This window comes from Methylovulum sp., assembly GCF_028687615.1.
Taxonomy (GTDB): Bacteria; Pseudomonadota; Gammaproteobacteria; order Methylococcales; family Methylomonadaceae; genus Methylovulum.
This window is the reverse complement of sequence record NZ_JAQTZU010000049.1, coordinates 1-12342: the sequence shown is the minus strand read 5'-3', so window position 1 is coordinate 12342 and position 12342 is coordinate 1. Positions and strand designations below refer to the sequence as shown.

Annotated in this window: 8 protein-coding genes and 1 riboswitch; of the genes, 1 reads left to right on the top strand and 7 read right to left on the bottom strand. The window is 49.0% G+C overall.

Annotated features, from left to right (window positions below; genetic code table 11):
* Positions 1–296 precede the first annotated feature (296 nt).
* The 7 genes from PHH59_RS16590 to PHH59_RS16560 all read right to left on the bottom strand — a co-directional run bounded on the left by PHH59_RS16590 (position 297) and on the right by PHH59_RS16560 (position 9180).
* Complete coding sequence (locus tag PHH59_RS16590) at positions 297–737, bottom strand: GyrI-like domain-containing protein (protein ID WP_300018879.1); 441 nt, start codon at positions 735–737, stop codon at positions 297–299.
* A 52-nt stretch (positions 738–789) separates the two neighbouring features.
* Positions 790–1317: a peptide deformylase gene (def, locus tag PHH59_RS16585; protein WP_300018876.1), complete on the bottom strand. Its 528-nt coding sequence runs from the start codon at positions 1315–1317 to the stop codon at positions 790–792.
* Between the two features lie 2 nt (positions 1318–1319).
* Complete coding sequence (ppk1, locus tag PHH59_RS16580) at positions 1320–3410, bottom strand: polyphosphate kinase 1 (RefSeq protein ID WP_300018882.1); 2091 nt, start codon at positions 3408–3410, stop codon at positions 1320–1322.
* Between the two features lie 183 nt (positions 3411–3593).
* Positions 3594–4250 (bottom strand): class I SAM-dependent methyltransferase, encoded by a 657-nt coding sequence (locus PHH59_RS16575; RefSeq protein WP_300018873.1) that lies wholly within the window; start codon positions 4248–4250, stop codon positions 3594–3596.
* Entirely contained in the window at positions 4243–5166 is a 924-nt protein-coding gene (locus tag PHH59_RS16570) for a pyridoxal-phosphate dependent enzyme (protein WP_300018870.1), read from the bottom strand. Before PHH59_RS16570 ends, PHH59_RS16575 begins: the two co-directional genes overlap by 8 nt.
* A 181-nt stretch (positions 5167–5347) precedes the next feature.
* Positions 5348–6481 carry a PhnD/SsuA/transferrin family substrate-binding protein gene (locus tag PHH59_RS16565; RefSeq protein ID WP_300018867.1) on the bottom strand — a complete coding sequence of 378 codons (1134 nt, stop codon included), beginning with the start codon at positions 6479–6481 and terminating at the stop codon, positions 5348–5350.
* 2 nt (positions 6482–6483) lie between these two features.
* Positions 6484–9180: a SpoIIE family protein phosphatase gene (locus PHH59_RS16560; protein WP_300018864.1), complete on the bottom strand. Its 2697-nt coding sequence runs from the start codon at positions 9178–9180 to the stop codon at positions 6484–6486.
* Between the two features lie 666 nt (positions 9181–9846).
* Positions 9847–9948, top strand: a riboswitch (TPP riboswitch).
* Between the two features lie 189 nt (positions 9949–10137).
* Between PHH59_RS16560 and thiC the strand changes: the two genes are divergently transcribed.
* Positions 10138–12012, top strand: coding sequence for a phosphomethylpyrimidine synthase ThiC (gene thiC / locus PHH59_RS16555; RefSeq protein WP_300018861.1), 1875 nt, complete (start codon positions 10138–10140; stop codon positions 12010–12012).
* Positions 12013–12342 lie beyond the last annotated feature (330 nt).

Below are 12342 nucleotides of genomic sequence, written 5' to 3'. Positions count from 1 at the left end.
TTTTTTTGGAAAATAAACGCAATGCTTGCCGAATGGCACGGGGATGGCTTTTTTACGCCGAAAAAACCACCCGAAAATAACTGATAATTGCTTGATTTAAAATCAGCTCGTAGCCCGTATGCAGCGGTAGCGTACCCGCAGGGCATAGAGAATACGGGGTTCGGAACCGCACACTTTCCAATTCCGAAAACCCGTACCGAACCCATGCGATTAAATACGGCATGTCTGAGTTGGAAAAAACCCGTAATCCGCCTTGCCGCATACGGGCTACTCGCTTTCAGCCATGATGTAAAAATTCAGGCTTCTTTCAAAGGCAAATAAATATCGGTGATCAACTCCTGTTCGGGCACGTCAGGAAACAGGTTCAGATAGTGAAAGAAGCAAGGAAAGTCGCGTAATTCTTCATTGCTTTCCGGCAGCCATATTCCATATAAAAATCGTATCTTGTCGTCCATCGCTTCATGCGGGCCTAAATGGCGGGCCACAGCGCAACGCCCGCCCGGGATGATTTTAGTCATGACACTTTGCGGGTTCTCCGGCACGTCCGCTTCGACTGAGCCGCAGAGGTCAAATCTGAATTTTTCAGGAGCCGTGGTTTTAGGGTCGTCGTAGGCGAGCCCGTAAGTATTGCTGGTTTTCACCGGGGATAATTGGCTGGTCTTGCGCCATTCGATAAATACCCCGACCGAATCGTTCAATGTCTCAACCGCCCCACGATGCTTAACCTTACTCGACATTTCAAGAATGACGAAGTACTAGGGCGCAGCACTTGATAGGGGTATAAGATGATCAATCCCTTAAGCGTTTAAAATATTCACTTTCCGCAACAATATCGCGGGTGTCTACCACCCGGTCGAGATAAACCTTGCCGTCCAGATGGTCTATTTCATGCTGGAAAATCCGGGCGATAAAACCTTCCTGTTCCGATTCCACCGGGCCGCCGTGTTGATTGGTGTAGCGGATCAAAATACGCAGGTAACGCGGCACCAATGCGCGGATTGACGGTATGCTCAAACAGCCCTCCCAGTCTTTTTCCTGTTCGCCTGACAAAATTTCATAACTGGGATTGATCATCACGGTGGGTTCCATCAGCGGCGCGTCGGGGTAGCGCGTGGTGGGTCGTGACGCGACAATGATCAGGCGTTTGGACAAACCGATTTGCGGCGCGGCAAGGCCGACACCTTGGCTGGTTGCCAAGGTGGTTTGCAGGGCGATAATCATGTCACGGGTTTCTGGCGAGTGGACATCGGTTATGGGTTCGGCGATTTGCCGCAAAATGTCCGCGCCCAGTTGGGCAATTTCATAAATCGCCGTCATGCTTAAGCCTGCAATTCGCGCAAAAGCAGGGTTTGCGCTTGCACCGACACTTCGTTGCCAGTTGGTGGCAATTGCCGGTAACTGCCATCCGGCTGCAAGAACCAGACTTGGGAATTATCCTGCAAGTATAAATTCAAATCGTGCAAGATACGTGCGGCGAGTCGTTTGTTTTCAATCGGAAAACACACTTCCACGCGCTTGAACATGTTGCGGCTCATCAAATCCGCGCTGGAGGCGTAAACTTCCTGGTGTCCGTCATTGGCGAACACATAAATCCGTGCATGTTCCAAAAAGCGGCCAATGACCGCCCGCACTTCGATATTTTCAGAAACACCCGGAATGCCCGGACGCAAGCAGCAGATGCCCCGCACAATCAGCTTGATTTCCACCCCGGCTTGGGATGCGCGGTAGAGTGCCTGGATCAATTGCTCTTCGACGACGGCATTGACTTGGATGATGATTTTGGCCGTTTTGCCGCTTTGGGCATGGGCAATTTCGCGTTCAATTTTTTCTATCAAGCTTTTGTGTAGGGAAAACGGTGATTGCAGCAGTTTATTGAGCTTAGTCACTTTGCCGAGGCTGGTGAGCTGGGCGAACACGCGCCGTACATCTTCACCGAGTTCTTTGTCACAGGAAAACAAGCCGTAATCGGTGTAGATTTGCGCGGTTTTGGGATGGTAATTGCCGGTTCCCAGATGCACATAATTGCGTAGTTGTTTGTCTTCGCGGCGTAGCACCAAGCACATTTTGGCGTGGGTTTTGTAACCGACCACACCATAAACGACATGCACCGCCGCTTCCTGCAATTTGGAAGCCAGGTCGATATTGGCTTTTTCATCAAACCGGGCCCGCAATTCAATGACCACGGTGACCACTTTGCCTGCCTTCGCCGCTTTTATCAATGCCGAGACAATCGGGGAATCCGCGCCGGTGCGGTACAAGGTCTGTTTGATGACCAGTACGTCAGGGTCTTCGGCGGCCTGGCGCAAGAATTCGACGACGGGCGAGAATGATTCAAACGGATGGTGCAATAGGATGTCATTTTTTCTGATGGCGGCAAAAATGTCTTTGTCTTTGCCCAATTGTGCGGGAACGCTGGGTTTGAAGGGTTGGAATTTCAGTTCGGGACGGTCCAGCAAATCATTGACTTCTTGAAGCCGGTTGAGGTTGACCGGGCCATCGACCAAAAACAGGCGGTCACGGCTCAAACGGAAACGTTCCAGCAAGAAGTTGACTTTGTCTTCGGGGCTGTTCGCGTCAATTTCCAGGCGCACTTCGTCGCCGTAATTGCGCATCGCCAATTCACCTTGTACTGCCAGCAGCAAGTCATCAATCGCATCATCATCAACAAAAAAGTCGCTGTTGCGGGTGACGCGGAACTGGTAACACCCCGTTACGTTCATGCCATTGAACAGGTCGTTAATAAATTCATGGATAATCGACGACAAAAATACAAAATCATGCGGCCCGTTGCCTGCGATTTCGGGCGGTAATTGGATGACCCTGGGCAAGCCGCGCGGGGCTTGCAGCACGGCACGCCCGCTGTTTCTGCCGAAGGCGTCCTTGCCGGTCAAGGAGATGATGAAATTGAGGCTTTTGTTCAGGATACGGGGGAATGGATGGGCGGAATCCAAGCCCACCGGCGTCAAAATCGGCAGCAATTCTTCGTTGAAATAATTGGCCAGCCATTGGTGTTGCGCTTTAGTCCATTCTTTGCGGCGTATGAAGCGGATATTTTCTTCCGCCAATTTAGGGATCAAAATCTCATTGAGCACTTTATACTGGTCAGCTACCAGTTCATGGGCATGGACAGCGATTTTTGCCAGTTGCTCTTGCGGCGTGGTGCCATCGGCACTGACGGTATTGGGGTCAATGCTCGCCATTTCGATGATGCTGGCGACCCGCACTTCAAAAAATTCATCCAAATTTGAGCAGGAGATGCACAGATAATTAAGCCTTTCCAGTAATGGCACACTGGTGTTTTTGGCCTGGGCAAGGACGCGCTTGTTAAATTCCAGCAAGCTTAAATCGCGGTTGATGTACAAGCTGGGGGTGTTCAGGTTGGGTTTTGGGGCTGTCGGGTTGCTATCCATTATGATTTCCATCAATATTAATTGTTTCATAAGTAATCGCGCCTTAAATTTCAAAATTGTTCCGGCGATTACTTGTGAAACAATTAATAATTTATTGATTGATTGATTGTATGTGTATCCCATAAGTTCGCGCACAGTAACCTCATTCTACTGTGCGCGAACTTATGGGACACACATACAGAGTTAAGGCATGGTGCCGGTGATTAAAACATGCCGGTCACTGATCTGCACTACATTAAAAGGCAGCTCCGCGTCGGCTAATTGCTCGGTAATTTCCTCAATGCGGAAAGCCGCCAGCAAGGAATGGTAAAAATCGTGTTGCAGGATGTCCGGTTCATTGCTTGCATAAGCCGTAACCATATCTTGTGCAGTGGCTATGCTGATAGGGCGCAATAAATCCATGATGACGCACTGCGTACCTTTCTTCGAATAACGTTTTAGGGTTTGCCAAAGTGTCTGCGGGTCGGGCAGATGGTGCAATAAACTGTTGCTAAAGATAATGTCATAATGGGGTTGTGGCAAGATGACGACGGGCAATCGGCCATGAATAAAGTTTACCGGAGCCGCCTTGTGAATAGGGGCAACGGATTTTGCGTAATCGAGCATGACGGCGGAACCATCAACGGCATCGAGTCGGCTGGCGGGATAAGCACTGGCAAAACGCCAGCTTATATCGCCATTACCACAGCCTAAATCCAGCGCGATGCCTTTGAAATCATTGCCGACGAATGCTTTCAGGTGTTGGATGAAATGATTATGTGGAATCTCAAAATCGGCTTCGGCGTAAGCCAGCACCTGTTCGGGATCTTCCATGAGTTCGGGTTCTTGTTGTCTAATCATGGTTGTCGGTGCATTGTGGAAAACCTCGATTGCCTTGTAAGCCGCCGGTATGGATGGCAATAATCCTTTGGCCGGGTTTGAATGTGCGTTTTTTGATCAAATCATACAAGCCGTACAACATTTTTCCCGTATAAACAGGTTCTAACGAAATGCCGGTTTGGTTTTGGAATTGCCCGATAAAACAGAAAAGTTCTGGGGAAGTTTGGGCAAAACCCCCAAAATGATAATCCAGATTAAGCTCCCAATTATGGCATGGTTCGGGTAAAAGTCCGGCAATGTCCTTGTATAGGAATCCAGCATTTTTTAACGCCGCAAAACCTAGTACACGGCTGTGTCCGGGGACGGCGTTAATGAGTCCTGCCAAGGTGGTTCCGGTGCCGCAAGGGGCACATAGCCAGTCGTAAGGCAGGCTGATTTCACTGGCAAGCTCGGCGACGCCTTGCAAAGCCAAGGTTTGTGCACCACCTTCGGTCAGCCAATAGGCGTCGGGTGGCAAATCGGGCAAGTCATGCCAGTTCTGATACTTCCGTAGTAAACGGTAATCTGTGCGGGAGACAAATTTTAGGATCATGCCCCAGTCACTGGCATCCTGTAAGGTGGGGGTCAAAGCGTGGGTTTGGTCGCCGCGGATCAGGCCGATTGTTTGGAGTTGCAATGTCTGGCCGACATAGGCCAATGCGTGTAAATGGTTGGAATAGACACCGCCCATGCTGATTAAGGTGTGGGAATCGAGCGATAGGGCGTGCTTGAGGAGGTATTTCAGTTTCCGCCATTTGTTGCCGGAAATGACAGGATGCAGTAGATCATCCCGTTTTAGCCATAACTCTATTTGATGTTGATCGAGTAGCGGGTCGTTAATTTTGGTTAGGATTGAGTCCTGGAAGCTTTGTTCCAGATTAATGAGTTCCTGCTGCATACGACGTCAAGGGTTTAGTCCTTATAAATTCAGATGATTGTGTGAAAAGCCGGTAGCTATGCTGTGAACGGTCAAGATGACCGCGCTCCAAAAACCGAAAAATATACAAAGCGCCTAAGAACAGGTTCTTAGGCGCCTTTTTAATAGCGTAATTCCCCATCAATGTTGCCGGATAGGGTTATCAGCCGCGATAACGGTCATAGACCATTTGTAGCATTTTGATTTCGCCTTCTTCGGGTTTGCTCCAGCCTTGAATCTGAATATCCTGCAAGATTTGCTGGCCTTGGCCGTCGTTGCTCATGGCAACAAGGATTTCCCCCAAACTTTCGGCTTCACTTCTTAAATGCGGGGCGACCAGAAAAAGATGGCAGGCAAAATCAGTTTGGCTTTCATCCAGTTTGCGGACACTGTTTTTGCTGAATGACGACAAGCCATCAAAGGTTTTCTTGAGCATAAACGCCAAATCAGCTTTTTTGCGTATCAATGTCTGCAAGGCTTTGATTTCATTGCCGGAAAAATCAAAAGTTAGTTTTGACGAATCAACCTCGTTTTCATCACACAAAAAACGGCCCAACAGATAGACAAAACTATTTTCTGTCGCCGTGCTGACGCAGGCATTGACGTATTCGGCCAAGCTGCGGGTATCGTCAGAACGGGTCAAAACCACCACTTCATCCGCTTCTGAAGCGGGCCGCATGACGGGGATAAAACCGTGTTGCTTGATCATCAACGAGGCTTCAAACGGTTTCGCAAACAATAAGTCGGTGCTGTCGGCATTTGGCGTATCGACGGTTTGCTCGAAATGTATGGCTTTTTTCATGCGCCGTTGCAAATAGGTGTTGAGCAAATACCAGCCAGTCAGTTGTTGGCCGGATTGCATGCTGGCGATAAAATTCAGCTTGTCATGGCTAATGACGGTTGCGGGCTTATTTGTTTTGGCTTCGATATGATGTGGCTGCTCTAGGTTTAACGGCGTGGTGCCGGTCGTTTCGGGGGCGTTGCCATCGGATTTTATAAAACGCGCCAAGCCAGTGATTTTAAACAGCATGCTGACCATGCGGTCCAGGTGCTGGACTTCGATACGGATTTTTTGCCGCTCCCAATTTTCAAAAACCTTCAGTAGTAATGACAAGCCCATAGAGTTGACGCGCTCAACTTGTTTGAAGTCGAGCAGGACGTAGGAGCCTGCGGGGATTTGTGCCAAGGAATCCAGCACGTTGTTGGCATGGGCATCAATAGCACCGACCAAATCGAAGGTGAAGCTATTGTTTTCGCTAGCGATTTGCTTGATGGTAAAAGTATTGTTCATGCTCATGGTTACGCTCCTACAGGGTATGCGGCTTCATATTCGGTGTGGTATATGAATTGGATGCCGGAATCGACATCCATATCAATGGGATTGTTAATATCCCAAAGGGTTGTCACCTGAGTGCGTTTTTGTGGATGGACACGGATTTGCAGATAATCGGACAGCCGCCACATCATGTACAGGCCGACACCGCCAATTCCCGCTTCGACACCGTTTTCCATTGCATGGGCGATATTTTTTAAGAACACGCCGGGGGTCAACGTACCCCAGTTGTCGGTGATCATCAAGCCTAACAAGCCGTCAGCCACGGCAATGTCGATACGCACTTCTTCATGCGCATCCAATTCCCGTGATTCGCCTTTTTCGTAATAGGCAATGCCTTTACCGTCGCGGGGCGCGGCGTACAAGCTGTTTTCGGTCATTTCATCGAGGATCACCATGAGCGCCTCGATATGGTCTTTAGGCAGTGTGCCTTGGTCATTCAGCCAAGAAAAAATTTCCTCGGTGATGAATGCCTTGTCTTCGGTATGGGTCAATTGGAACTGACGGTATTGGGGTTGTCCGGGCATGAGCGCGTACAAATCATCATCGGCGGATTCGTGATGTTGGTTCAGCAGATGTTCCCAGCCGAGTTTTTGGCAGAAGTCATCGTTTTTCGGCAAAATCCGGCAAATACCGTCTTGGCTGAAACGGGTCAGCAAGTCGGAATAACCTTGTTCAGCGAGGAATACGACATATTCTTTGGAAATCCGCGGGATAGGGTGTTCGCCTTGGCGGTAAAAGCCTTCCGAGATACGGATGATGTCGCTGACATCGTTGTTTTGTGATGCCTGGATGACACGGTCGGTATGGCTGAAGACGACAATGGTGATGTCATCGGTGTAAGCCGTGCCACGGCAATGCACCCTTAAAGCATCCATTAAAATATTGCGTAAGTCTTCAGGGTTTTCGACATCAATATTGGCATTTAACAAGAACTCGAGGCGGTCATAACCAAAAGCCTCGCCCGATGGCGATTCTTCTTCGACCAGCCCGTCAGTGTACAAGAACAATTTGTCGCCGACATTCAGTGTCAATTCGATGGCGGAATGCAAGTAATCAGAATCCAAGCTTTTGCCTAAGGGCAGGCCGGACGCTTCCAGCATTTCCCAATATTGCGCGTCTTTACGCAGTAGGTAAGGCAAAACGTGTCCGGCATTGGCGAACACCAAACGTCCGTTACTTGCATCCAAACTCAAACACGCCATCGTCATCAACAAAGATTGCTGGGCGGTCGCCTGCATGTTGATGTTGAGCGAGTTGAGGATTTCGCCAGGGTTGGTGTAGCCTTCGTGGATCAGCGGATAAACCCCCGCTTTCGCCGCGCCCACCATCGTACCCGCCGCCACCCCGTGGCCGCTGACGTCACCAATGAACAGGATGCTGTGGTGTCCGCCGACTTTGTAGTAATCGTAATAGTCGCCGCCGACCTCGCTGGAGGTCAGCAGGTTCGCCAAGCCCTGGATACCGGGCAAGGAAATCACCGGTTGCGGCAGGATGGAGCGTTGCAAAGTCGCCGCCAAGTTGACTTCGCCTTGCAGACGGCTGGATAGCTGCGCCAATTCGGCGTTCGCTTGTTTTACCTGTTGTTCCGCTTCCTTACGTTCGGTAATGTCCAGCCCTGTCGCCAGGAACATCAGTGGCGTACTTGTTGCCGGATCGGTGATCACCGTTGGGTTCCAGACAATGTTCAGCAAATCACCGGTGCTGATGCGCATCAAGGTTTCGATGGCGTCGGCATATTGCAGTTCCCCTGACATCATGTCGGTGAACAATTTGCGCAATTCGGCTTGATTATGTTCGGGGATGAATTGGCTGAAAAAGTCATTGCCTTTGACTTCTTCTTCCGACCAGCCGCTGTTCTCCTCGGCGTACTGGTTGAACAGCACGACTTGGCCATTAGCATCAAGGCCGATGATCAAGGCTTGGGTTGTGTTGATGACGTTATCGGCAAAAGCTTTTTCCTGTTGGATTTTTAAAGCATTTTCTTTTAGCTTCAATACCAGCGGTTGTAGCAACAAGGTACCGACCAATAGCAGGGTCGCCAAAGAAATGGCAAACATCATGTGCTGTTTGTTGACCGTAGTGCCGAGCATAAACTCGCTTTGCCGTTGGTAGAGGGAGCTGGCTTTGCTAATTTCTTCCTGCAAGTGTGGGGACAATGTGAACAGAAGTTTGCTGAGTTCTGGATCGCCAGGTGTCAAATGGTTGGCGGAGCGCCTGTAAAGGTCACGGGCCGTGCTCAGATAGGTTCTCATCTGCTGGTCTAGCGGTTTGGCATTATCGAAATAGATAATCCTTAGCTCTTGAGATAAGTTGCCCGGAACATGGACCAGACGCTCCCCTTCGCGGATATAGCGGTCACCGGCACTGAGCGAAGCATGGTTTTGATCGAGCAAGGTCAGGTTTGAGATGATTTTGCCGTCAACGCGGCGTATCACCTCGGCATCGGTTAGATAGGTTTTTTCGGTGAGCAATAAATTAATGTCGCCCACCAATTGCCCTTGTTCGGTACTCATTTTCACGAGCCGGGCATTGCCTTCCTGGTTGCGTATATCTGTGATAAGAATCATATAAGTGATGGTGGCAACCGCCCCCAGCACGAGTAAAACGGTTGCATATTGGTCAGCCATCTGACCAATAAATCGTCGAAAAATGTCCCGCATCGGCTTGCTCCTCTATTTTTATTATTGTTTATTGTTGTTATTTTGTTGTTATCCAACCGGATCGTTTTCTTTAACTTAGCCCCCGCAGTTATTGATGTACTGAATACTGAAGTGTTGAGAATGAAATTACGGTTTTTTTAATCAAGTTGTTTTTTAATCAAGTTGTTTTTTTAGTTTTCATCAGGTTTTTCGTCACTAACCTAGCCGGCTATTGAAGTGCTTTAGCCCAGAATCAGGGTAAAAGATCTGTTCAGTTAATACCCCGTTAGGATATAACATGAGCATTGATATTGAGTCAATATAGTTACGCGGTATCTTGACTAAAATACTCTGTTTCCTGAGAAATTTTTTTGAATTTGTGATGTTAAAGAAGGCATTTTAGTTAAATGCGAACATCGCATTGTGTTGCTATTGCGGATGCACTTGTTTTTGTAAAAACAAAAATATCACCGTAGTATTTTAGGCGAGCTGCTTAGGTGATCTGGACAATAAGTGGCTAATAACAATATTATAAATTATATCATATTGATATATAACGTTATTTAACGTATCCCAATTAAGTGGTTGTTATGTTCAAAGGCTGCTATTTAATAAATGGCTTGTAAATATTGGCTAACAGGCGCGGCTTGCAATCCGCTAGGTTTTCCTTTAATTTAGATCGACATCGGTAAAGGCTAGGGGTGCTTCCTGATTTATCTTGAGGCTGAGAGAAACCCTTTGAACCTGACTCTGGTTAATACCAGCGTAGGAAAGCCCGCAAAACTTCCTGCGCTTTATTTTATGTATTAATCGTCCCATAAGTTCGCGCACAGTAACCTCATCCTGCTGTGCGCGAACTTATGGGACGATTAATACATCCAATCAATAAGTTATTAATTGTTTCATAAGTAATCGCAAAACCAATTTTGAAATTTAGGGTGCGATTACTTATGAAACAATTAATATTTGGAGAAAAACATGAGCGCAGTTCTTAAAGAACAACAAGATTCAACTGTGGCAAGCAGCGTAAAAATCGACTCTTACCCCGCCTCGGAAAAAATTTATGTGCAAGGCAGCCGCCCTGATATTCAGGTTCCCATGCGCAAGATCACCCTGTCTGACACTCCCGTCCATTTCGGCTCTGAAAAAAACCCACCGTTGTATATTTATGATACATCAGGTGTTTATACCGATCCGAATGTTGAGGTTGACTTAAAAAAAGGCTTGGGTTCGGTAAGGGCCGTTTGGATAGCCGAGCGTGATGACACGGAAGAATTGACCGGCCCTAGTTCAGAATTTGGCTTGCAACGTTTGCTCGACCCCGCCACCGCCCCTCTGCGTTTTGAACATATCCGCAAGCCCCGTCGCGCAAAAGCCGGCCACAATGTCTCGCAAATGCACTATGCACACAAAGGCATCATTACGCCGGAAATGGAATTTATCGCCATCCGCGAAAACCAAAAAATGGAAGAGATGCGCGAATTGTGGAAAGGCCAGCATCTGGGTGACTCCTTTGGCGCCTCTATTCCAGATGTGATTACGCCCGAATTTGTCCGTAGCGAAGTCGCGCGGGGCAGGGCGATTATTCCTGCCAACATTAACCATCCCGAATTGGAGCCAATGATTATCGGGCGCAATTTCTTGGTCAAAATCAACGGCAATTTGGGTAATTCGGCGGTCACTTCATCTATAGAAGAAGAAGTCGAAAAAATGCTCTGGGGTATCCGTTGGGGCGGCGACACGATTATGGATTTGTCCACCGGCAAAAACATCCATGAAACCCGCGAATGGATTTTGCGCAATTCACCCGTGCCAATTGGTACCGTGCCAATTTACCAAGCTTTAGAAAAAGTCAACGGCAAAGCGGAAGAGCTGACCTGGGAAATTTACCGCGACACGCTGATTGAACAAGCCGAGCAAGGCGTGGATTATTTCACCATCCATGCGGGTGTGCGCCTGCACCATGTGCCGTTGACCGCGAAGCGCATGACCGGCATCGTTTCACGCGGCGGTTCAATCATGGCGAAATGGTGCTTGGCCCACCATACCGAAAGCTTTTTATATACGCATTTTGAAGACATTTGCGAAATTATGAAGGCTTATGATGTGTCGTTCTCGCTGGGTGATGGTTTGCGTCCTGGGTCAATTTACGATGCCAACGATGCGGCGCAATTCGGCGAGTTGGAAACGCTGGGCGAATTGACCAAAATCGCTTGGCGGCACGAGGTGCAAACCATGATCGAAGGTCCGGGTCACGTGCCATTGCACATGATCAAGGTCAATATGGAAAAGCAGTTGGAGGAATGCGGCGAAGCACCGTTCTACACCTTGGGGCCGCTCACCACCGACATTGCGCCTGGCTACGACCATATCACCTCGGCCATCGGTGCCGCAAACATCGGCTGGTACGGCTGCGCGATGCTCTGCTATGTCACCCAAAAAGAGCATTTGGGCCTACCCAACAAACAAGACGTGCGCGAAGGCATAGTGACCTACAAAATCGCCGCCCATGCTGCGGATTTGGCGAAAGGCCATCCAGGGGCGCAAGCCCGCGACAACGCGATGTCCAAGGCGCGTTTTGAATTCCGTTGGGAAGACCAGTTCAATATCGGCCTGGATCCTGAGAAGGCGCGTGAATTCCATGACGAAACCCTGCCTAAAGAATCTGCCAAAGTGGCGCATTTTTGTTCCATGTGCGGCCCGCATTTCTGTTCGATGAAAATTAGCCAGGATGTGCGTGATTATGCGACGGCAAAAGACATCCAAGACGAATCCGAGGCGTTGAAGCGAGGCATGGATGAAAAGTCCAGGCAATTTCTTGAAGAAGGCGCTGATATTTATCATAAAATTTAAAAAAATGGCTTTGACTGATTGGTCGGACAAGGTTTTTCCGGCCAATCCCGTTGTATTTTATTAACGGCCTTGTTGACAAAAATCTAGGGTGAACTATAATAACCGGCTTTCCCGCAAGCATTGGGGAAGCCCGGCGGAGGGCGCCGGGCGGGGCGGCATCGGTTGGCGGGGCCGCCGGAAGAAAAAAAGGATTGACAGCAAGGAAAACATCTGTAGAATAGATGGACTTGATCGGGGCTTGCCCCGGCGCTCTTTAACAAGGTGGGCAGAAATAATGTGTGTGGGCGCACGCGGCGGTTGCCGGCGTGGCCGGACAACCGGCAGGGCGCC